Raw genomic sequence first — 21841 nt, 5'->3', positions numbered from 1 at the left:
GGGATGGATCAGAGGGAGCTGAGTGTGATAGTTCAACAATTTGCGGACATCGCAGGTGCCGCTGACGGCAGGCAGAGGCGGTGTCCGGTGCGGGGCCCGAAGTGGATGTGCATGCTTTGAGTTAAGCGCATCCGTGCAATCTCCGTCAATCCGGGGCTTAATATTGTGACATGTTGAACAGTGCGGAATTCGATCATCTCGTCATCGCCGTCCCAGATCTGCAGAAATATGTTGAGCAATGTGAGGGTCGTCTGGGGGTGAGTGCGGTCAACGGTGGTGCGCATCCTGGCTTGGGCACGGCCAATGCGCTGCTCGGGCTCGAGCTCAGCGATGAACTCTCCGATTCGCTGGGACTCACACGTCAGAGCGGTCCGAAACCGCTCACGTACCTCGAGATCCTCGGTCCCGACCCCGAGCAGGACCCGGCGCTGGCGGACACGCGGCTGGCCGGGGTCACAGCACCGACCGTGCAGAGGTGGGCGATCCGTCCGGACGATTTCGACGGCTTCGTCACGGCCGCTGCGCGGTCACGGGAACCGCGCGTCCGCCTCGGCGAGGTCCATGACATGACCCGCCGCAGACCGGACGGAGCGGTCCTCGACTGGCGCCTGACCAGGCGCACCCCGCTGCCGTGGTCGGGGATCCAACCGTTCCTCATCGATTGGAAGGACTCCGAGCATCCCGCGATGCAGGAGATGCCGTCGGTCCGACTCGAGAGCCTGTGGGGCACGAGCGACGACCCGGAAGCGGTAGGTTCGGTCCTTGACTTCCTCGGCATCGGGCTCGACCTCATTGCCCTCGATGTCGAAGAAGGGGAGACTGAGGGCCTACACGCTCATCTGAAAGGTCCGGGTGGATCATGGACTCTCTGAAAACCATTCCCGCGCAGCTCGACCACCTCATCATCACGGTGCCCGACCTCGACGCCGGGGTCGCCGCCGTGGAAGAGGCCACCGGGCTGCGCGCGGTTCCCGGCGGTTCGCACCCGGGGCGAGGGACCGCGAACTATCTGCTCGGGCTCACCCCGAATGGTTGGCCGGAGGGAGCCTACACCTACCTCGAGATCCTCGGCCCCGACCCGCAGCAGGCGCCGCCCGCCGACGGCACCCTGCCGCTCGACGCTCATCTGGCCGCCGAGCCGACCCTGCAGACCTGGGCCATCCATCCGCCGGCGTTCCTCGCGAAGATCGCGGCCGCGAACACCGCGGGCATCGACTTCGGCGAGGTCCAGGACATGGCTCGGGACACTGCCGAGGGCGACCGCCTCGAATGGCGACTGACCACCCGATCTCCATTGCCGCATGGTGGTGCGCAGCCGTTCCTCATCGACTGGGGCGAATCCGTCCATCCCGCCGAGGCGGCCTTGCCCGCCCTCGAACTGCTCGATTTCCGTGTGGAATCGCCGGACCCCGAGGCGGCGCGGCAGGTGCTCGAGGTGCTCGGGGCCGGTGACACCGCGGTAGTCGAGGGGCCGGACTGTCGTCTGCGTGCCAGGTTGCGCGGACCCGGCGGCGTACTCGAGTTCTGACTTCGCCGAAAAACAGGCGGAGTGTCGAGACACGGGTGTGCGCGCACGTTTGTCGACACTTAACCCGTTTCTCGATGAATCGGCAGGAGATAAACTCACAGGCGTGCTCAGTCGAACCCGTCTCGCCTCCCGTCCACGCCTCTGCACCCTGACCTCGCTCGTCGCTGTCTCACTGGTCGTCGGACTGAGCGCCTGCGCGCCCGCCGCCGACGAAGAGACGCGGCCGACTCCGAAGGCGGCCGAAACGCAGGCCGCCTCGCCGGACCCGAGCGACTCAGCGGAGGCCAAGCCGAGTGAGTCGCCCACGCCCACCCAGACCGCGAACGTCGAGGATGCAGGAGCGGCCGATGTCAGCGAAGACGATATCGACGATCATGGCAGCGGAAAATGGGACCGGCCGAAAGAGGAGACCGGACCCAACCGCGACGAGGGTAAGACGTTCAAGGTCGCCCTGCGCGTCGAAGACAACCTGCCCATCGGCGTCGATGAGGCCGGAGACTTCATCATCAAGACCTTGCAGGACGAGCGCGGCTGGCAGAACATGGACGACGTCTCCATCGAGCTCGTCGATGAAGGTCAGGACACCATGATCTCCATCGCCAGCCCCGATACCGTCGACGAGATGTGCCTGCCGCTGCGGACCCTGGGCAAGCTCTCGTGTCGCAACGGTCCCAACGTCATCCTCAACGCCAAACGCTGGGTCTCCGCCACCGAAGAGTTCGATGACATCGTCCAGTACCGGCAGTACCTCATCAACCACGAGGTCGGTCACGCTCTCGGCCACGGCCACGAATCCTGCCCCGGACCGGGCAAGACCGCACCGCTCATGCAGCAGCAGACGAAGGGCCTGCAGGGGTGTGAGCCGAACGGATGGCCCTCGAAAGGCTAGTTCCGCGGCAATCGCGGAGAGACTCCGGACGATACAGCGCAGGCCCCGCAATTGCGGGGCCTGCGCTGTCATTGCGTCGACGTGCGTATCAGTGCTTGGGCGAGCGGGGCCGCAGAGAGTATTCTCCGGCACCCTGCGTGGCCTTCTCGTACTCGATCTCATCGCTGACGGAGCTCGTGCCCGAGGGGGTCAGCGAACCAGGCTGTTCGACGACAGCGATGCTGTCGGTCGCGACGACCTCACGCTGATGGTCCGTCGGGGCGCCCGCATCGATCTTCGTGGCCAGAGCCTTCTCACGAACGAACATGAGGATGACTGCCGCGATGATTCCCAGCGGGCAGACCCACAGGAAGATCGGCACCAACGCATCGCTGTACGCATTGACGATGATCGAATGGATCGGCTCGGGCAGCGACTTGACCACTTCGGGGGTCAGCGAATTCGACCCCGTGCCCTTCATCGCCTGAGCGCCTTGGGGTCCCAAGGACTTGATGCCGTCCTCGAGGTTGGATGCCAGCCGCGAGGTGAAGAGCGAACCGATCAGCGACATGCCCAGCGTGCCGCCGATCTGGCGGAAGAAGTTGTTCGACGCCGTCGCCGTGCCGACCATCGCCACCGGGAACGAGTTCTGGACGATGAGCACGAGCATCTGCATCGACAGTCCCAGGCCGAGGCCCAGCACACACAGGCAGCCGATGACGACGAGAACGTTCTGATCGGCCGTGACGAAGGTCCCCATGAGGAAGAGGGCGACGCCGACGATCGCGCTGCCGAGCACCGGGTACCACTTGTACCGTCCCGTCTTCGAGACGACGAAACCGATGATGACCGAGCTCGGCAGCATCACGGCCATCATGGGCACCATGAGGAGCCCGGCCTTCGTCGCTTCGATCCCGTGGGCCATCTGCAGGAATGTGGGCATGTACGAAAGGACGCCGAACATGCCGATGGCGATGCACATGCCGGCGATCGTGCAGAGGACGAAGTTCGTGTCCTTGAACACGAACATCGGGATGACTGGTTCGGGCACTGCCTGTTCGACGAAGACGAAGACGACGGCGCTGATGACGGCGATGGCGATGAGTCCGATGATGATCGGATCATTCCAGTCGTACTGATGCCCGCCCCACGAAGTCGTGAGGATCAGTGCCGAGGTGAATTCGGCGATGAGGATCATTCCCGCGACATCGACATGGCGTTTGACCGACCGATCCGACTTGGGGACCTTGAGGAAGAGGATGGCGGCGATGAGCGCGAGCACGCCGAACGGAAGATTGAGAGCGAATGTCCAGCGCCAGCCCGGACCTTCGGTGATCCAGCCTCCGATCAGCGGTCCCGCCACCGAGGTGACCGCGAAGTTCGCCCCCATGATGCCCATATACGGACCGCGCTTGCGCGCCGGCACAACCGCGGCGATGAGAGCCTGCGAGAGGATGATGAGACCGCCGCCGCCGAGGCCCTGAATGACGCGTGCGGTGATGAGGACGGCCATGTTGTGGGCCAGGAAGCCGACGACCGAACCGAGGATGAACATGCAGATGGCGAAGATGAAGATCTTCTTCCGGTTGAACGAGTCTCCCAGTTTGCCGTAGATCGGCATCATGATCGTCGACGCCAACATGAACGCCGTCGAGACCCACAGCATCTGGTCGACGCCGTTGAGGTCACCGACGATGGTCGGCAGGGCCGTGGCCAGCATGGTCTGGTTGAGCGAGAACATGAACATTGCCAGCATCAGGCCGGTGAACAGCAGGATGACCGACGAGGTCTCGATCTCCGGCTCCTCCTCGGCGCTGTGCTGCTTCGAGCCGGCGGGCTCGGCGGCGGGTGTGGTCATTTCAGCCTTTCTAAGAGGGTCAGGAACAGGTCGACCGAGGAGGTGAACGCCTGGTCCACCCGCTCGTCGTCCAATTCGTGTTCGGTGTCGAACCGCGCCGAGGCGAAAGCGTGTTCGATCGGGATGCTGCACAGTTGCGCGAGCATCCGGGTGGCTCGGGCCGCAGTCTCGTCATCTGGGAAGACGACCCCGCGACGTTCGACCCGCCGACGGATGCCGGTGATGATCTGCTCGGAGTAGTGCCGTTTCGTTTCCATGCTGAGCATGCCGAGGTGCGGATGCCGAGCCTGGATCGCGCGCAGCTTCTGCTTGTTCGCCGATCGCGGCAGCAGGAATTCGAACGCGGCGCGGATGGTGAAGGAGAGATCCTCTACCAGACGCTCGCGCCGGGGCTCGAAGTCCTCGATGAATCGCTGCAGAGCGGCGGCGATATCGTCCGAGGTCGTCAGTCCGACGATCGCCATCTCTTTGGTGGGGAAATAGTTGAAGAACGTGCGCGTCGAGACCTCCGCAGCTTCCGCGATCCGAGCCACAGTCACCTCGTCGAGCCCATGAACGAAGACGAGATCGACGGCCGCGGCGTGGATGGCGGCGCGGCGCTCACGGGTCTGACGCTCGCGCAGGGATTCGGTCGGTTCGGAACTCACCAGAAAATTATGCACCTCTTGCAAATTTGCACCAAATGCAGAAATGCATTCAATGCATTTCGCGACGGTGATGTTGTTCACACTCCGTCGTCGGGCGGGCGACAAGTGGGAATATATGTCCGCATGCACCTGTTGATTGAGTCGTATACGCTCAACTTTGAAAGAGGAGGTCAGCTTTGGCCACATTCCACGGACCCGCAGGCTCGGGCGGCGACTCGTTCGACGAGTTCCTCGCTCGCTACCTCCAGGGTCAGAACGGAGCCCGTCGAGGACGCTCCGTCGACATCAACCGGCTGCTGAGCAAGCGCAGCCACGAGGTCCTCGAGGCCGCCGCCCAGTTCGCCGGCGGCCGCGGCCAGTCAGAGGTCGACGCACTGCACATCCTGCACACCATGGTCGAGACCGAACCCGGCATCTCGGCCGTGCGCCAGGCTGGCGCCGATCCCGAGGCCATCGCCCATGCAATCGAAGAGCGCCTTCCGGCGACCACCGACACCGAGGCGGATTCCTCCCCCTCGCTGACCGGTTCCGCCCAGCGCGCCCTGCTCGACGCTTACCAGGTGGCGCGAGCCTTCGGGTCGACCTACATCGATCCCGAACACATGTTTTTCGCCTTCGTGCTCAACCAGGAGATGCCTGCCGGTCGGATCCTCGCCCAAGCCGGCGTCACCCAGGCTGCACTGCAGGCTGGTGCCGAGGCGGCCGAAGCCGCAGGTATGCACCCCGGCCAGGAGGCTGAAGGCGAGGGTGGTCAGGAATCCGTGCTGGAGAAGTTCGGCACGGACCTCACCGCGCTCGCCGCGGAAGGTCGCCTCGACCCCGTCATCGGACGCGCGGAGGAGATCGAACAGACGATCGAGATCCTCGCCCGGCGGACGAAGAACAACCCCGTCCTCCTCGGTGAGGCCGGGGTCGGCAAGACCGCGATCGCCGAAGGGCTCGCGCAGGCCATCCACTCCGGTGAGGTGCCCAAGCAGCTCCACGGCAAGCGCATAGTCTCCCTCGATCTGCCCGGCATGCTCGCCGGCACCCGCTACCGCGGTGACTTCGAGGAGCGGCTGACCGGGGCGCTGAACGAGATCGCCGAGGACGGAGACATGATCGTCTTCGTCGACGAACTCCACACCCTCGTCGGAGCCGGCGGCAACGGCGAATCGAACTCGATGGACGCCGGCAACATCCTCAAGCCGAGGCTCGCGCGCGGAGATCTGCACATGATCGGCGCGACCACGCTCAAGGAATACCGGACAATTGAGAAGGACTCAGCTCTCGAGCGCCGGTTCCAGCCGGTGACCGTGGGCGAGCCCGGCGTCGAGGATGCCGTGACGATCCTCGAGGGACTCAAGGACCGCTACGCCGAATTCCACGAGGTCACCTACACCGCCGAGGCGGTCCGGGCAGCCGTGGAGCTGTCGAACCGCTACATCACCGACCGGTTCCTGCCGGACAAGGCCATCGACCTCATCGATCAGGCCGGCGCCCGGATGTCGCTCAGGCGCGCGCCCGCGGCCGATATCGACGCGCTCAAGCTCAATCTCTCCGAACTCGAAGCGGAGAAGAAGTCTGCTATCGAGGTGGAGGACTACGAGCGTGCCGGCCGTGTCCGCGATGAGATCAACGAGGTGACCGCCCGGATCGAATCTGCCGAGAATCTGGACGCGGCGGCCGCGAAGACCGCAGCCGCCGAGGCGACCATCGGTGAACAGGAGATCGCGCAAGTGGTCTCCCGGGCCACCGGAATCCCGGCAGCACGGATGACGCAGAGCCAGAAGGCACGACTGGCGAATATGGAAGAGGTCCTCCACGACCGCGTGGTCGGACAGGACGAAGCCGTGACCGCCGTGTCGCGCGCGATCCGCCGCAGCCAGACCGGTATGGCCGATCCCAATCGGCCCATCGGCAGCTTCCTCTTCCTCGGCCCCACCGGTGTCGGCAAGACTGAGCTGGCGAAGGCTCTGGCGCAGACCCTGTTCGACGACGAGTCGGCCATGATCCGCTTCGATATGAGCGAGTTCGGCGAACGCCACACGGTGTCCCGCCTCGTCGGTGCTCCTCCCGGCTACGTCGGCTACGACGAGGCCGGGCAGCTGACTGAGAAGGTCCGCCGTCGCCCGTATTCGGTCATCCTCCTCGACGAGGTCGAGAAGGCCCACCCGGATGCGTTCAACCTGCTGCTGCAGGTCCTCGACGACGGACGGCTCACCGACGGCCAGGGCCGCACGGTCGACTTCCGCAACACCGTGGTCATCATGACCTCGAACCTCGGTTCCGAGTTCATGTCCGGCACTCCGCTGGGCTTCGCCTCCGGGGCTGCGGGAGATGCGGAGAAGGATCTCAAGGCCAAGGTCATGGGTCGCCTCAAGGAGTTCATGCGGCCGGAGTTCATCAACCGCATCGATGACACCGTGATGTTCTCGCGGCTCGATCGCGAGCAGCTGCGCTCGATCGTCGATCAGCAGCTGGCCGCGTCGAAGCAGCGCCTCGAGGCTCAGGGCATCGCCCTCGACGTCTCTGCAGAGGCTCTCGACTGGCTGGCCGATGAAGGATACGAGCCCGAGTTCGGTGCCCGTCCGCTGCGTCGCACAATCCAGCGCGAGCTCGACGACCGGATCGCCGATCTCCTCGTCACCGAGGCGGTCGATGAGGGTGGCACCGTGCGCGCCACCGTCGTTGACGGCGCACTCAAGGTCGTTGCCGGGACCCGCCCGGAGCCGATCATCGCCTGATCACCGAGGCGGCCCTGCACCGGCCGTCGCCGCAGAGCCCGGGTCGGAGGATTCCAATCCTCCGACCCGGGCTCTGTTGTGTTCCCGACTCAGCCGGACACCGGGGTGGTCGCCTCGGACCGCGGCTCGTTCGCACCGAGGAGGTTATTGAGGACGAGCCGTTCGCCGAGGGTCCACGTGGTCGTCGTCGCCAGGTAGAGAGCGGCGGCCAAGGGGACGAAGAGCGCGAAGATCGCCGTGAGGAAGGGCATAAAGCTCAGGGTCTTCATCACTCCTGAGAGGTCCGGCATCGCCGGAGCATCTGCCCCGTTCTTCGCCGGGGGAGCGGTCGGAGTCTCGGGTGTGGCCGGGGTAAGCAGATGCCGGGAGAACCCCGCGACGACGGCGATGAGGACGACGAGGATGAGGTAGACCGTGATCGCGGTGCCGGTCAGATCGCCGGCGCCGAGCAGTTTGACGAAGCTCGTGCCCAGCGGCAGGCCGAAGAGCGTATGCCCGAGCAGCTCATTGGCGTGTCCGTCGATCGTCGCATTGATGAAGAGACCGTAGACCGCCATGAGCACGGGCATCTGCGCGAGCACCGGAAGGCACCCGGCGAAAGGGGACGCGTTCTCCTCCTTGTACAGCTCCATGATCTTCTGCTGCATGAGTTCGGGCTGCTTCTTGTGTTTCTTCTGCAGCTCGCTGATCTTCGGCGCCAGTCGTTTCCGAGTGATGCCGGCTCTGACCTGGGACACCCCGACGGGGATGAGCACGGCGCGGACCAGGACGGTGAGCACGATGACGGCCAGGGCGGCGCTGAAGCCGCCGGCGAGCGGTTCGAGAATGTCGCTGATCCCCGTGACCACCGTGTAGGCGGCCTCGACGAGCAGACGGATGGGCAGGAGTTCGTAGATGTTCACAGGTGAGTGTCCTTCGGACTTAGGCGCACTGAGGCGCGGTTGATTGGGCCGTTGCAGGCCATCACCGTGACGTTTGATGACAATTGCCCGCGCCGAGGCGGGGAGACGTTCCGGACGGAACGTGATCGAGGTCGTTCAGGCGATGGCGTGAACGACGGAAGAGGGGGCTCTGGGCAGTGCCCTCCCCGGAGTGCCGGGCTCCTCCGGCATGCGGAATTCGCGGATGCTTCGGCGCGTGTCCGGCAGAGACGGCGGGCGCGCCGACAGCGAGAGCACACGCAGCAGAGCCATGCTCGCCCAGGCGGCGATCGGCGTCAGCAGGGCCGCACCGAGGAGAGCCAGGACGATGAGATGTGTGGGGGACTGGGGCACGACCGAATCGAGGTCGGAAGAGAGCACGACGACGAGCAGCTGCAGAGTCAGCCACATATTCGCCATCATCTCGTCCCCTTCCCGGTGCGTCGATGCTAGCACGCGGGCCTGCGCGGAGGTCTCAGTCCTCTGCGCAGGCGGCGAGGTCCGGATCTCGGGCGAGACGCACGAGCGCGGCCGCGAGGCCGGCGAGGTCGTCGTCACCGACCAATGCGGTCAGCTTCTCGTCCTGCTCCGGCAGCCCGGCCGTCTTCGCGCCCTTGCGGACGAGCGGGTCGAAAGCGGGCCTGACCGAGGGCCAAACCTGCTGGACCTCTCGGAGGAAGATCGACGCTCCGGTCGGACCGATGCCGGTGAATTCCTGCAGCAGCCTCGCAATCCGACCAGGCTGCCCCTCGGCCTCATCGCGCAGCTTCCGCAGGTCCCCGTCCCAACGGTCGATGAGCAGATCGGCGGCCTCGGCCAGACGCGTGGCGGTACTCTCGTCGTAGCGCCGATATCCGCCTCGACCGAGCGCATCGACCCGTTGCTGCCACGTGCTCGCGCGCAGACGCTGCGGCGTCCTCCACTTCGCCGAGAACAGCTCGCGCGCGCTCGCGAGGGCGATGTCGGAGCTGATGCGCGTGGACAGGAGCAGGCTGAGGACGAGCAGCTGCCACAGCGGGGCCGGCTTGTCCCGGAGAGTGATCGCAGCCTCCGCGGCGAAGGTCCGCCCGTGCGCATCGATGAGTCGAGCGGCGTGTTCTCGCTGTGTGCTCATGCGGCCGATCCTATGTCCGGGCCCGGTCGAAGAGTCAAGGGCCACCGGAGCCTCAGCCGCCGGTGCCCGTCCGCTCATAGCGGCACGGTCGAGCGGGATCGGCGGAGCCGCCGACATCGAACTCCAGGGCGACGACCTCCGATCGGTCAGAGACACTGTCCTGCAACGGATCGCCGAGGCGGCCGGAAAGACGTACGACCGCATCTTCGACGACTCCCTGCGTGACCGGTGGTTCACCGCCGAGGAGGCGATCGAGTACGGACTTCATCGATCGCGTCATCGACTCCCGGTCCGACCTGCGAGCTCCGATCGGAATGAGGATGACTGAAGTGAAGTGGCTCACAGGTGTTGCGGAAACCGCAGTAGGTTAAGTTAGGCTGGCCTACGTTAATGTCGAGGGGCCGCATCAGGCTCCGACCACTGTCGAAAGGACAGGAATGTCAGTTCCTCACAGCCGCCGGGCCGTCATCGCCGGAGCGCTCGTCGCGCTCTCGCTCACCGCCACCGCCTGCGGGCAGGGATCGCAGGCCGCGGAGGAATCCGGGTCCGCGAATTTCGAGACCGTGACGATCAAGCACGCGCTCGGCGAAGCGGTCATCGAATCCGAGCCCGAACGCGTCGTCACCCTCGGCCAGGGATCGACGGAAACTGCGATCGCTTTGGGCAAGACGCCGGTCGGCATGGAGGAATATGCCTGGGGATCCGATGACACCGGCTACATGCCGTGGATCTACGAGGCTGTGAAGGACAAGGGTGAGAAGCTGCCCGAACAGTTCCAGGGCGATACGGAACTCGACGTCGAGGCCATCGCCGAACTCGAACCGGATGTCATCCTCGCCCCCTGGTCGGGAATCACTGCCGAGCAGTACAAGCAGCTCGATGCCATCGCCCCGACCGTGGCGTACCCGAAGCAGCCGTGGACGATCAAGTGGGATGAGCAGATCACCACGATCGGCAAGGCGCTCGGTCAGGAAGAGGAATCAGAAGGCCTCGTCGACGACATCAAGACGCAGCTGAAAGAGGCGAAGCGGGAGGAATACAAGGACCTCACGTTCTCCTTCATCTACAACTCGGGTCCCGGCACCCTCGGCGTCTTCTACCCCAACGAGCAGCGGGTGGCGATGGTCTCGGCGCTCGGGCTGACCCCGGATCCGATCATCGACGAGCTGAAGAAGGACTACGACGAGCCGGGAACGGATTCAGCGCTCATCGGTCTGGAGAATGCGGACAAGCTCAACGATTCGGACCTCATCTTCACTTTCTACTCCGATGAGAAGAACAGGAAGGAGATCGAATCGCAGGGACTGTATGCGAACATTCCGGCGATCAGAGCCGGGTCCGTCGTGGCGCCGGATGATCAGCCCTTCGTCACCGGATCCTCGATCATCAACCCGCTCACCGTCCCCTGGACGCTCGAGCGCTATGTGCCGATGATCGACAAAGCCGTGAAGAAGCTCGACAAGTAAGTCGTCGGCGAGGAGCCTGCCGCATCAGTCAGGCAAGCAAGCTGGGCGCTCTCAATCGAGGGCGCTCAGCTTCTTCCATTCATCCCACGAGTACACCCAATCAGAGATGTCGCTGTCATTGGTCGACAGGCTCACTTGGGAACCGGTGACCTCGACGGGATCGCCGAAGATCGCGGAGTCGTAGTACTCCTTGGCCCGTTCGGTGGTGAGATTGATGCAGCCGTGGGAGACGTTCTGCGAGCCTTGGACGCCTGCCGACCACGGTGCGGCGTGGATGAATTCGCCGTTGTTGTGGATGCGCACCGCCCACTGCACATCTGTTTCGTAGTCCCACTGTTCGGAGGTCATCGTATAGTCGGCGGCCTTCGACATGACCACATGCGTGCCGTTGTAGGACGGGGACTTCGGTGCGCCGAGCGAGGCCGGGAAGTCCATGACGGTCTTGCCGTCACGAGTGACGGTCATACGATGGGACTTCGCATCGGCCTTGACGACCTGCTTGCGTCCGATCTCGAAATCGAGGGTGAGGTCGTTCTGACCCACGCTGTTCTCACCCGTCGGCACATCCTTGAGCGGAACGTCGACGGAGACCTTCGAATGAGCGGGCCAGAATTCCTTCGGGCGGAAATGCAGGCGGGACTGGGGATCGTCGTAGAGCCAACCCCAGGAGCCCTCGACCTCCCGCTCCTTGCCGTCCTCATCGGTGACCTTGACCGAGAGGCGACGTTCGACATCGTCGCGGAAGTCCTTGGACACCGTTGAGCCGAAGTTGAGCATGATGGGGGCGGCGATGCCGACCGTCTGATCATCGGCGAGCGTTGTGCGCACCGACATCGGAGCGCCGTCGCTGGCGCCGACGGTGATCGTTGCGTCGAGGTCGACCTCGTCTCCGTCGGCAGTGGTGGCGGTGACTTTCAGGGTGTATTCGCTGTCGGCGACGAGGCCGTAGGTCGAGATCCAGGCGGCGGATTCGTCCGGGGCGGCGACCGCCTCGGCGGTGTCCTTGTCGTCTGTTTCGGCGTCCTTCGAACGATCGTCGGCGGTCTCGGACTCGGTGGAGCTCGGTGTCGACGAACCGGCTTGGGCGTCGTCATCTGTCTCGAGCGCCGTGCCCGAAGCGTCGAAGAACATGCCGGGATCCTGGGCTATCCGGGGGTGGGCCTCCTCGGTGACGGAGATGTCACTGAGGTTGGCGTTCTCGACGGAGATGCCGATCCGCTGGCCGGCCTCGAGGTCGATGTCGTCGCCGGATTCGGTCACCTCGCCGAAGTCCCCGGCGCCGGGCATCGCGGCCGCCGCATCGGCGGACTCGCTCGGCTCAGCTGAGGAGGTCGCATCGCTGGGCTGCGAAGACGGCGTCGATTCGGACGCGGATTCTGCTGCCTCGGAGGTGATGGCTCCGACGCGGAACACGGGATCCGCGGCCGCCTCGGCGGTCTTGTTCGCGCCATTGCGGGTCGCGTCGGGATCGTCGCTCGACGGCGTGCACGCAGTGAGCAGGGCCAGCGCCGAAAGGGCGGCAACGGCCCCTTGGATCTTCGTGGACAACAGGGAAACCTCGTTATAACACAGGGATGAGAACTGCGAATAATGGTAATGAAGCAAAATCACGAAAGTATTAACGCTTTCGCTTCTTCGCTCCGATTCCGGCGCCCGAAAGGTCGTGGAGGCAGAGCTGACCTGGGCAGATGGGGGAGAGGGGGAGTTGTGGAATTGTGATGTTGGGGAATAGAGGACTCCCCGTGCACCCGACAGAGCTCGCTTACCCTTGCTGCCTTCCGGCCCTGGGGGAGTTCACAAGATGACGCCGCACGGGGAGCCGTGAATTAGTCTAGTCGAGAGCGGCCTCGGTGGACAAAACGAGTGGGCGGGGCCACAAGATTACGACAAGGACACTGTTATCCACTCGTGACAGAAACATCATCTGAGCGGGACATTCACTGGATAGTGTGGACGCTTCCTCGTTTCCCATCCCTAAGGAACGACGGAAGCATCGAGCGCAGACGGGAGGACGGAGCGCAGCCGTCGGCAGAACGGCATCTCCGCGCCGTCGCCGATTGAACCGCGTGCCGTCGGGCGATGAGGTCGCGTGTTCACCTGCGGGAAGTGGGATGCTTCACACTCGGCCACCGCGATTTCGCATTGTCGTCATGACTCGGATAAGCTGATTCGCGGAGGATTCGCCTAGTGGCCTATGGCGCTCGCCTGGAACGCGGGTTGGGTTAACGCCCTCAGGGGTTCGAATCCCCTATCCTCCGCCACAGAAGTCCCGGTCTCGCAGTTTCTGCGGGCCGGGACTTCGTCGATTCACCGGCTGCGGGTTCCGAGTCGGTCGCGGGAGGCTCGTATTCGGACATCCCACACCGATTGTGACGGTTCGCACCATCGAGTACAAGAAGATCCGCGTCGACCTCTTCCTCACCGGCTTCCTCCACTTCCAGGAGGAACTCGAAGCGTTCGGCAAGACCGTCATCCCGATCGTGCGCGAGAAGGAAGCCGAACTCGTCAACAGAGGACTGCTCACCCCTGCCGGAGTCTTAACCTGGAGGCGAGGTTCCCTCAGGCCACGCTGAATGACGCGGACCTGAGCTTCAGCTTCGTCCGCAGCTGATCGCCGGTGAGGCTCGCGGTCTTCCCCGTCACCGAGGTGGCTTTCACCGTCTTCACCAGACCTGAGCCGGTCTTCGCCACCGCCACAGACCGGACGTCTGCCAGCCCGAAGGCCCGTGCCATGTCGGCCTGCTTGGCCGTCACCGACCACGAGGCGTTCGGGTTCTGCGCAGAGGCATACTTCGACGGAGAGTCATCGACCGAGACCAGGTACGGCACGGCCGACCCCCACACCTCGGCAGCCGAATGCGTCTTCGACCCGGCCGACGACGAGTAGACAGCATCGATGAGCCCGCCCTTGTAGGTGATGAGGCGCGCCGACTTCACCGTCGACCCGTTCGTGGTCTGTGTCGCGGCCACGGCGTTGCGCCATGGACCGGAATCGCCTGCATTCTCGTGAGTCCACCCGAGGAAACGCTGCGAGGCCACCTCGTCATAGACGTTGCACCCGCAGGCCGGCTTCACCGCACCGAGATTGCGGTAGGCGTAGGTGCGCGACGCGATGGCCTGAGAGCGCAGGGCCTCGGACTGCCACGACGCCGGCATCTCGGCGATGCCCGGCAGATATTCCTTGTTGAGACCCACCACGTTGATGACGTTGAGCGAGCTCTTCAGCTGACCGATCTCGAGCCGTCCGTGTCGGTAGGTGCCGGTCGCCCCGTTCTGGGCACCGCTGACCGACACCGTCGTCGCCGACGAACTCTTCCAATATCGGGTGCCCTGCCATTCGAGGGTGAGCTTCGACCCCGAGTAGCTCTTCGACCCGACGGTCGCCTTGACCGAACCGGACGACGTCCGTTCGATCGTGACCTTCGAGCCCGATTCGATGGTCTTCGACCCGACCTTGACCCGCAGACGGCCGGACCGCGGAGTGACAGTCACGGACTTCTTTCCGGTCAGGAGCTGCACCTTGAGACTGGCGTCGGCGTTCTTCGACATCGTCGTGACCTTGGCACCCGTGTAGTAGTGTTGCAGGATCTGCGTCGACGACTTTCCGGCTGCCGCCATTCCGCGCGCTCCGTACTGGCTCATCCCGACCCCATGGCCGAACCCCGACCCCTTGATCGTGAACGACGACGGCGCCTTCGTCAGCGTCACTTTCGCCCCGGACTTCGCCGTCCACACGATCTTTCCGTTCTGGAACTTCTGCCGGGTCTCCGAACCTGAGCGGTATTCGTTGCTCGTCGGATAGCCGAGCGGACCGCGTTCCCACCCGGACTTCTTCCACGCCGTGCGGATCGCACCCAGAGTCGCATGGGCGCCGGTGGCCTTCGTCCAATGGATGCTGCCGTGCTTGAACGACTGATAGCAGCCCTTCTGGATCAGCGTGCACCGCTGCGGGCCGACCGCTGGGCCGAGCTTGCCGGAATTCCCACCGAGCGATCTGTGCATCGTCCCGATCGCACCCGAAGTCGCATAGGCAGCATGTGCCGGAGGCAGTGTGGAGCAGAGAATGAGAAGGAACCCGATGAGCAGTGCCGCGAGGGCAGGAGTCGTCGCCTTGACGAACAGGGAGGGTGGCATGAGTTGATCATAAGCGCGGCTGTCAAGACCCCAGGTGACGAACAGACGAACTCCCCGGAACGATCGTTCCGGGGAGTTCGTCGCCGAGGTGGTTCCGCCTCGGCGAAAGAGGCATCGTTCCAGGTCAGCTGAAGTTATCAGCGATTGCCTTGTTGAAGGCGTCGAGGTCGTCGGGGCTGCGGGAGGTGATGAGGTTGCCGTCGATGACTACCTCGGTGTCGGCCCAGTCGGCTCCGGCGTTGATGAGGTCAGTCTTCGTCGAGATGAAGGACGTCAGCTTCCTTCCCTTGGCCACTCCTGCCTCGGCGAGGATCCACGGAGCATGGCAGATGGCCGCGACCGGTTTGTCGGCGGCGAAGAACGCCTTGACGAGGTTGACGGCGTCCTCATTCAGACGCAGGGCATCGGAGTTGAGGGTGCCGCCGGGCAGAACGAGGGCGTCGAAGTCATCGACCGAGGCCTCGGCGACGGGAACGTCGACGTCAAAGGTCTCGGCATGCTCCCAATCGCCTTCCATCGCCTGCAGCGTTCCCTCGGACGGGGAGACGATGACGGTCGTCGCCCCGGCCTCGTCGAGAGCGGTGCGGGGACTGGTGAGTTCGATCTGCTCGACGCCGCGGGTGAGGAGGAATGCGACCTTCTTGTCAGAGAGTGCCATGGTGGTGCTCCTTGTCAGTTGTGATCTGTGAAGTTGTCGAATCTGACATGGGCCCGGCTGGCCGGAACGTCGAGGCCGACGTGCGGCTGGACCGACACCCACACTGGGCTCAACAGCGAAGAATACCGATTTGTTCCAGACCGCGACGAACGCATTCCCCTGGCCGAGGTGACCAGGGGAAAGCGAGTCGGGATGCGAGACGCTCGAGGGGTACGTTTCGTAGGCCCGGCGGGCGGCTCAGATGTTCGGGAACTCGAGGCTGTAGCCGATGCCGGACTGCGACGCCGAGGTGATCTTCACAGTGCCGTAGTGATTCTTGCCGGCAGCGGTGACGGTGCAGTTCTGCGAGCCGCTGTGGGAGAAGATCCGCAGGTCGGAGTAGCAGTCGACGGTGTCGACCGTGGTGCCCTGTTTGGCGTAGGCGTTCTTGATGTCCGCCTCGAGAACGTCGGCGGGGATCTTGCCGTTGCCGTCGGCGTCGAGTTCGACTCCGTCTTCGCCGATCGGCGGGCCCTGGTAGCCGTTGTCGGTCGTGCCGCTCGACGACGATGATCCGCTCGAGGTGGAGTCGCTCGAGGACGACGACCCGCTCGACGACGACGACCCGCTCGACGGCGAGCCGGTCGAGGTGGAGGAGTCACTCGCCGAGGAGGCGCTGGACGAATCGGTGGATCCGCCGCTGCCGGTGGTTCCGGACGAACCCGAACCGGCGGAGTCCGAGGAGGAGCCCGAATCCGATGCCGGTTCTTCGGCGGTGGTCTCGGTCTCTTCGGTCGGCTGCTCCTGCTGGCCGTCCTGCTCCTGGCCCTGTTCCTGCCCCTGGTCTTCTGGGCCGAAGGTGATGTTCATATCGCAGGCCGAGAGCGTCAGGGTCGCGGCGACGGCTCCGGCAACGGTGATGGTCTTGAGAAGTGTCTGTGCCTTCATGATCTGCTCCTGGTCTCGTGTGCAAAATGCTGTCGGTGTTTCGTACAAGACAAGCCTCTCAGCGCGGAGCCGTGACCTGGGCCGATTCGTGTTCGGATCCGGTGACGCATGTTCCAGGACGGACACATCGGCCTATTCTGGGATTGTGTTCGATGACTGGAGCCGAAGAGATTCGAGAAATCTTCGCCGCCGATGTCGAGAACACGCTTCCGGCTGCGTCCCAGACATGTCAGCGAGCACAACCCGTGCGAGCGGCACGAGACAAGGAGACCGTCATGGCCAAGTACCTCATGCTCAAGCACTATCGGATGCCGGAGCAGTATATGGATTACACCCCGATGGATCAGTGGAGTCCCGACGAGGTCGACGCACATGTGGGGTATATGAACGCCTTCGCCGACAGACTCAAGGACTCCGGCGAATTCGTCGACTCCCAGGCGCTCTCGCCCGAGGGCGCCTTCGTCCGATCCGGCGGACCGGGCAAGCCTCCGGTCACCGACGGTCCCTTCCCCGAGACGAAGGACCTCATCGCCGGGTGGATGGTCATCGACGTCGAGAACTACGACCGGGCTCTCGAACTCGCCGGTGAGCTGTCCGCCGCACCGGGCAAGGGAGGAGAGCCGATCAACGAATGGCTCGAACTGCGCCCCTTTCTCGACCACGCACCCAGCGTGGACGAATGATCAGGGACGCGAACGGAGTCCGCGATGACCGATCCGGATCTCCTCGCCGAGGCGGAGCTGCGTGAGCTCGTCCCCGCCGTGATCGGCATCCTCGTCAGTCGTGGAGCAGACTTCGCGACCGCCGAGGACGCCGTTCAGGACGCGCTCATCGAAGCCCTGCGATCGTGGCCGTCCGACCCGCCCCGCGACCGGCGGGGCTGGCTCGTGACGGTGGCGTGGCGGAAGTTCCTCGACACCGTGCGGTCTGAAGGATCGCGGATGAAACGCGAGGAACGGGTCATGGCCGCCAGTCTGGTTGAACCCGGAAGCTCGGCCGAACCCGGAACGGACAACGTCCCAAACGCTGATGACGCCCTCGACCTCTATATCCTCTGCGCCCATCCCGACCTCAGCCCCGCCTCGGCGGTAGCCCTGACCCTGCGGGCGGTGGGCGGACTGACGACGAAGCAGATCGCCGAGGCCTATATGGTGCCCGAGGCGACGATGGCCCAGCGCATCAGCCGCGCCAAATCCAGGATCGCAGGCTCCCGACTCAACCGGCCCGGCGACCTGTCCTCGGTGCTCACCACCCTCTACCTCGTGTTCAACGAAGGACACTCGGGCGATGTCGATCTCGTCGCCGAAGCGATCCGCCTGACGCGCACGCTTACGTCGATGATCGACTCCGCCGAGATGGACGGTCTGCTCGCGCTCATGCTGCTCCACCATGCCCGTCGCGATGCCCGATTCGGTCCCGACGGCCGCCTAGTCGCCTTGGCCGATCAGGATCGCACCCGCTGGGACCGAAAGCTCATCGCCGAAGGCATCGAGATCCTGCAAGCGGCGCTTGCCCGAGATGAGCTCGGCCAATATCAGGCACAGGCCGCCATCGCGGCACTCCACGCCGATGCGCAGAACGTCGAGGACACCGACTGTGACCGAGACGCCGATGACGGCGGTGGTCACGGTCTCGGTGGGCCGCCTCGGCGAGCGAGGTTGATCACTCCTGTCGGCAGATGACATTCGTCAGCCCCGATGACGGACTACGATCGAAGGGAGCACTCAGCTCACCAACCCACGTCAGCGATCCCGTCACCGGGGTCCGTTCCCGATGCCGAAAGAGGCCGAACCCGTTTGAGCCACCTGCAGGAGTTCTTCCGCATCCCACCGGGCGAACGCGACCATATTCCCGCGTCCCGCATCGCCCTGGGAGTCGCCATCCCGCTCCTCGTGCTGCTCGGAATCGACCGCCTCGACCTCGCCGTCTATGCCGCCTTCGGCGCCTTCACCGGCATCTACGCGCGCTTCGAATCCCCACGATCGCGGACCAGACGCCAGTCGATCGCTGCCGCCGTCCTCGTCGTCTGCGTGGGCATCGGCGCCCTGCTCAGCAGCCTCGGAGCTTCGGTCTGGGTGCTCGTCGTCATCACCTCACTCGTGTCCGGTGCGGGTGCGGCCATCGCCCTGCGCTTCCGGCTCAAACCCGGCGGGTCGATCTTCTTCATCTTCGCCACAGGAGCCGTCGGATCCATTCCGGGCGGCGCATCTGTGCCGGTGGCAATGGGTGTGGCGGCCGCCTCGGCGCTGGTGTGCATCGGTCTCGGAGCGCTCGCCCACTACGCCGGCGAACGCATGCCTCCGGAGAAGGAGACCTATGTGCGCGTCGGGCTGTCGCCGGTGGGCAAGGCTGATCTGGCAGCCCACGCCGCCCGATTCACTATCGCCCCGTTCATCGCCGGAGTCCTCGGCACCCTGCTCATCGGTGTGCTCCCGCTTCTGTCCCACAGCTATTGGGCGATGGTCGCGGCGGTCGCACCGATCACTCCGCCCGGCCGTTCGGCCCGTCTCAAGCGCGGCGTCCACCGGGTGGTCGGAACCCTGCTGGGCGTGATCGTCACAGCGTTCCTGCTCTCGTTCCCCACCGAAGCGTGGCAGCTGGTGGTGTGGGTGATCCTGCTGCAGTTCCTCGCCGAGATCTTCGTGCTGCGCAACTATTCGGTGGCTCTGCTCTTCATCACTCCGTTGGCACTGCTCATGACCCAGATCGGCAGCCCGCACCCGGTTCCGGAGCTGTTGGCCTCGCGTGCCATCGAAACCGTCATCGGGGCCGTCGTCGGCATGCTCGTCGTCATCGTCGGCTTCAGCAGTGCGAAGAGGACGCGCGCCGAAATCGATGCCTCCCCGCATGCCGATGATGATGACTGATCCTAGGAGGACACCTTGACCACCAGCACCGAGGTGCTCGCCACGCTGGCCTCGCTCGAGAACGAGAAAATCCGCGCCGTCAACGCCCGCCACGGCGACGACCACGCGGTCAACCTGACGAAGCTGCGCGCCGTGGCGAAGGACCTGAAGAAGAACGATGAGCTCGCCGCCGAACTGTGGGACTCCGGTGACACTGCGGCCCGCCTCGTCGCGATCCTCATCATGCGTCCGAAGGCCTGGAGCGAAGCACAGCTCGATGAGATGCTGCGTGACTCGCGTGTCCCGAAGGTCCACGGTTGGCTGGTCAGCTATATCGTCAAGAAATCGCCCCACGCCGAGGCGCTGCGCGGTTCGTGGATGGACGATCCGGATCCCGTGGTCGCCTCCGCCGGATGGACGCTGACGAGCGAACGGGTGAACCGGAAACCTGAAGGCCTCGACGAGTCCGGTCTGCTGGACGTGATCGAGGCCGAGATGGCCGATGCCCCCGAGCGCCTGCAGTGGGCGATGAACGAGACGCTGTCCTATATCGGCATCGAGAACCCGGACCTGCGGAACCGGGCCATCGACATCGGAGAGCGCCTCGGCGTGCTCCGCGACTACCCGACTTCGCCCGGCTGCACCTCACCCTTCGCCCCGACCTGGATCACGGAGATGGTGGCCCGCAACGCGGCGAAGTAAGCCGCGGTGCTGCTTCTACAACTTGGGGTGGCGGGTGTGGAAGTCCGTGACCTGCTGGAAGGCGTGACCGGCGGCCAGAACGTGCGCCTCCTGGAAGTCACCGCCGACGAACTGGGCTGCCAGGGGAGTGCCCCTTTCGGTGAACCCTGCGGGCAGAGTGATCGACGGCATTCCGCAGTTGTCGATCGGTGCCGTCGGCACGGTGACCGCGGCGAACAGCTTCTGGTCGGAACCCAGGTTCGCCATCTGCGCAATCGTCGGTGAGCCGACGCCGATTCCCGGCAGCAGGAGCAGATCGATATCGGCCATGAGGGTGCGCATTCGGCCGGTGAAGTCTCTCCGCGATTCGAGCAGCCGGTGGTAGTCGATGGCGGAGAGTCCGCGCCCGATCTCGATGAGACCGGACAGGTCGGGACCGTATTCGTCCGCCCGGGCCGTGTACGTCTCCGAGTGGACACCGGCGGTCTCGACCCCGCACAGAGCCGTCCATTCCTTGGCCGCGGCCTCAAATCCGGGAGTCTCGACCTCGAGCACCCGCCAGCCCAGGTCGGTCACCGTCTCGATGGTGTCCTCGAGCATCGCATTCGTCGCAGCGTCGAAGTGCTCTTCGGCCAGCTTGCGGTCGAAACCGACGACCGGGGCGCGGTCGACGCGCAACGTCTGCGGGTAGTCCGGTACCGGTTCGAGCGACGAGGTGGGATCGGCCGGATCGTGGCCGGCGATGGCCCGTAGCACGATCGCGGCATCACGGGAGCTGCGGGTCATCGGCCCGATGTGATCGAGGCTGGGAGCGAGTGCGAAGATGCCGTAGCGGGAGACCCGGCCCCAGGTCGGCTTGAGCCCAGTGACGCCATTGGCCGAGGACGGAAGGCGGATCGATCCGCCGGTGTCCGAGCCGAGAGCGGCGAAGCAGAGCCCGGCTGCAGTGGCCACACCGGACCCCGAGGAGGACACCCCCGACCAGGCGTCGGCATCCCACGGGTTGACCGGGGTCGGCAGGTCGGGATGGTGACCGGCGAATGCCCCCTCGGTCAGACGCAGTTTGCCGAGGATGACGGCTCCGGCGGTTCGCAGACGAGCGACGACGGTGGCATCGTAATCTGGGCGGAAGTCCGCATGGATCGTGGTGCCTGCACCGGTCGGTGCGTCGTGGGTGTTCGCAAGATCCTTCACCGCCACGGGGACACCGTGCAGATCGCCGAGCCAGTTCCCGCGGGACAGGAGCGCATCGGCGCGGTCGGCCTCGGCGAGGGCGGATTCGGTCATGACCGTGGCGAAGGCCTGGAGTCGGGGTTCGAGGTCGGCGACGCGTTCGAGCATCGCTTCGGTGACCTCGCGCGAGGTCAGCTGCCTGGTCCGAATGAGTGTTGAGACTTCGTGGAGTTCGAGGAACGGGATCTCGGTGCTCGTCGGTGTGGTCATCATGCCTCCCTGCATCGGTTTCCCT

The 21841-nt window shown here is 64.8% G+C and carries 21 protein-coding genes, 1 tRNA gene and 1 other RNA gene; 12 read left to right on the top strand and 11 right to left on the bottom strand.

Annotated features, from left to right (window positions below):
- Positions 1-170 precede the first annotated feature (170 nt).
- From HK353_RS11290 to HK353_RS11280, 3 genes are all read left to right on the top strand, one after another.
- Entirely contained in the window at positions 171-872 is a 702-nt protein-coding gene (locus HK353_RS11290) for a VOC family protein (protein ID WP_173156181.1), read from the top strand.
- Positions 860-1528: a VOC family protein gene (locus HK353_RS11285; protein WP_173156179.1), complete on the top strand. Its 669-nt coding sequence runs from the start codon at positions 860-862 to the stop codon at positions 1526-1528. Before HK353_RS11290 ends, HK353_RS11285 begins: the two co-directional genes overlap by 13 nt.
- A gap of 103 nt (positions 1529-1631) precedes the next feature.
- Positions 1632-2417: a DUF3152 domain-containing protein gene (locus HK353_RS11280; protein ID WP_342589903.1), complete on the top strand. Its 786-nt coding sequence runs from the start codon at positions 1632-1634 to the stop codon at positions 2415-2417.
- An 88-nt stretch (positions 2418-2505) separates the two neighbouring features.
- On the opposite strand, the gene HK353_RS11275 is transcribed toward HK353_RS11280, so the two are convergent.
- Positions 2506-4254, bottom strand: coding sequence for a DHA2 family efflux MFS transporter permease subunit (locus HK353_RS11275; RefSeq protein ID WP_173156177.1), 1749 nt, complete (start codon positions 4252-4254; stop codon positions 2506-2508).
- Positions 4251-4982 (bottom strand): TetR/AcrR family transcriptional regulator, encoded by a 732-nt coding sequence (locus HK353_RS11270; RefSeq protein ID WP_342589902.1) that lies wholly within the window; start codon positions 4980-4982, stop codon positions 4251-4253. The genes HK353_RS11275 and HK353_RS11270 overlap by 4 nt, the downstream gene beginning before the upstream one ends.
- Before the next feature lie 95 nt (positions 4983-5077).
- Here HK353_RS11270 and HK353_RS11265 point away from each other — a divergent pair, with 95 nt between their 5' ends.
- On the top strand, positions 5078-7627 hold the full coding sequence (locus HK353_RS11265; RefSeq protein WP_173156173.1) for an ATP-dependent Clp protease ATP-binding subunit: 2550 nt from the start codon (positions 5078-5080) through the stop codon (positions 7625-7627).
- An 89-nt stretch (positions 7628-7716) separates the two neighbouring features.
- On the opposite strand, the gene HK353_RS11260 is transcribed toward HK353_RS11265, so the two are convergent.
- The 3 genes from HK353_RS11260 to HK353_RS11250 all read right to left on the bottom strand — a co-directional run bounded on the left by HK353_RS11260 (position 7717) and on the right by HK353_RS11250 (position 9661).
- Complete coding sequence (locus HK353_RS11260) at positions 7717-8529, bottom strand: membrane protein insertase YidC (protein ID WP_173156171.1); 813 nt, start codon at positions 8527-8529, stop codon at positions 7717-7719.
- A gap of 135 nt (positions 8530-8664) precedes the next feature.
- Positions 8665-8967 (bottom strand): hypothetical protein, encoded by a 303-nt coding sequence (locus tag HK353_RS11255; protein WP_245395962.1) that lies wholly within the window; start codon positions 8965-8967, stop codon positions 8665-8667.
- A gap of 55 nt (positions 8968-9022) precedes the next feature.
- Positions 9023-9661, bottom strand: coding sequence for an endonuclease (locus HK353_RS11250; protein ID WP_173156167.1), 639 nt, complete (start codon positions 9659-9661; stop codon positions 9023-9025).
- Here HK353_RS11250 and HK353_RS11245 point away from each other — a divergent pair.
- Together HK353_RS11245 and HK353_RS11240 are read left to right on the top strand one after the other, a co-directional pair.
- Positions 9660-9989, top strand: coding sequence for an ATP-dependent Clp protease proteolytic subunit (locus HK353_RS11245; protein ID WP_245395966.1), 330 nt, complete (start codon positions 9660-9662; stop codon positions 9987-9989). The genes HK353_RS11250 and HK353_RS11245 overlap by 2 nt on opposite strands.
- 109 nt (positions 9990-10098) lie before the next feature.
- The gene (locus HK353_RS11240) at positions 10099-11127 is read left to right on the top strand and encodes an iron-siderophore ABC transporter substrate-binding protein (protein WP_173156165.1); all 1029 of its coding nucleotides are present in this window, start codon (positions 10099-10101) and stop codon (positions 11125-11127) included.
- Between the two features lie 51 nt (positions 11128-11178).
- On the opposite strand, the gene HK353_RS11235 is transcribed toward HK353_RS11240, so the two are convergent.
- Positions 11179-12675, bottom strand: coding sequence for a L,D-transpeptidase (locus HK353_RS11235; RefSeq protein WP_245395961.1), 1497 nt, complete (start codon positions 12673-12675; stop codon positions 11179-11181).
- A gap of 180 nt (positions 12676-12855) precedes the next feature.
- Positions 12856-12951, bottom strand: an RNA gene (gene ffs / locus HK353_RS11230) — signal recognition particle sRNA small type.
- A 349-nt stretch (positions 12952-13300) separates the two neighbouring features.
- Between ffs and HK353_RS11225 the strand changes: the two genes are divergently transcribed.
- Both HK353_RS11225 and HK353_RS11220 read left to right on the top strand, forming a co-directional pair.
- Positions 13301-13388: transfer RNA gene (locus HK353_RS11225), tRNA-Ser, on the top strand.
- 108 nt (positions 13389-13496) lie between these two features.
- Positions 13497-13700 (top strand): hypothetical protein, encoded by a 204-nt coding sequence (locus HK353_RS11220; protein ID WP_342589901.1) that lies wholly within the window; start codon positions 13497-13499, stop codon positions 13698-13700.
- Here the strand turns inward: HK353_RS11220 and HK353_RS11215 are convergent.
- The 3 genes from HK353_RS11215 to HK353_RS11205 all read right to left on the bottom strand — a co-directional run bounded on the left by HK353_RS11215 (position 13687) and on the right by HK353_RS11205 (position 16846).
- The gene (locus HK353_RS11215; protein WP_173156163.1) at positions 13687-15261 is read right to left on the bottom strand and encodes a SpoIID/LytB domain-containing protein; all 1575 of its coding nucleotides are present in this window, start codon (positions 15259-15261) and stop codon (positions 13687-13689) included. The genes HK353_RS11220 and HK353_RS11215 overlap by 14 nt on opposite strands.
- A 124-nt stretch (positions 15262-15385) precedes the next feature.
- On the bottom strand, positions 15386-15919 hold the full coding sequence (locus HK353_RS11210; protein ID WP_173156161.1) for a type 1 glutamine amidotransferase domain-containing protein: 534 nt from the start codon (positions 15917-15919) through the stop codon (positions 15386-15388).
- A gap of 237 nt (positions 15920-16156) precedes the next feature.
- A complete protein-coding gene (locus tag HK353_RS11205; RefSeq protein ID WP_173156159.1) occupies positions 16157-16846 on the bottom strand; it encodes a hypothetical protein in 690 nt (229 codons plus the stop codon).
- Between the two features lie 275 nt (positions 16847-17121).
- Here HK353_RS11205 and HK353_RS11200 point away from each other — a divergent pair, with 275 nt between their 5' ends.
- The 4 genes from HK353_RS11200 to HK353_RS11185 all read left to right on the top strand — a co-directional run bounded on the left by HK353_RS11200 (position 17122) and on the right by HK353_RS11185 (position 20394).
- Positions 17122-17529, top strand: coding sequence for a YciI family protein (locus HK353_RS11200; RefSeq protein ID WP_173156157.1), 408 nt, complete (start codon positions 17122-17124; stop codon positions 17527-17529).
- 24 nt (positions 17530-17553) lie between these two features.
- Entirely contained in the window at positions 17554-18528 is a 975-nt protein-coding gene (locus HK353_RS11195; RefSeq protein ID WP_342589900.1) for an RNA polymerase sigma factor, read from the top strand.
- Positions 18529-18642: 114 nt separating this feature from the next.
- On the top strand, positions 18643-19713 hold the full coding sequence (locus tag HK353_RS11190; RefSeq protein WP_173156155.1) for an FUSC family protein: 1071 nt from the start codon (positions 18643-18645) through the stop codon (positions 19711-19713).
- A gap of 15 nt (positions 19714-19728) precedes the next feature.
- Positions 19729-20394, top strand: coding sequence for a DNA alkylation repair protein (locus HK353_RS11185; RefSeq protein ID WP_173156153.1), 666 nt, complete (start codon positions 19729-19731; stop codon positions 20392-20394).
- Positions 20395-20409: 15 nt separating this feature from the next.
- Here HK353_RS11185 and HK353_RS11180 read toward each other — a convergent pair whose 3' ends face one another.
- Positions 20410-21816 (bottom strand): amidase, encoded by a 1407-nt coding sequence (locus tag HK353_RS11180; RefSeq protein ID WP_245395960.1) that lies wholly within the window; start codon positions 21814-21816, stop codon positions 20410-20412.
- Positions 21817-21841 lie beyond the last annotated feature (25 nt).

The sequence above is a fragment of the Brevibacterium permense genome (genome assembly GCF_013280495.1).
GTDB lineage: Bacteria > Actinomycetota > Actinomycetes > Actinomycetales > Brevibacteriaceae > Brevibacterium > Brevibacterium permense.
Note: the sequence above shows the minus strand (reverse complement) of the source record. Positions and strands in the feature narration are given on the sequence as shown.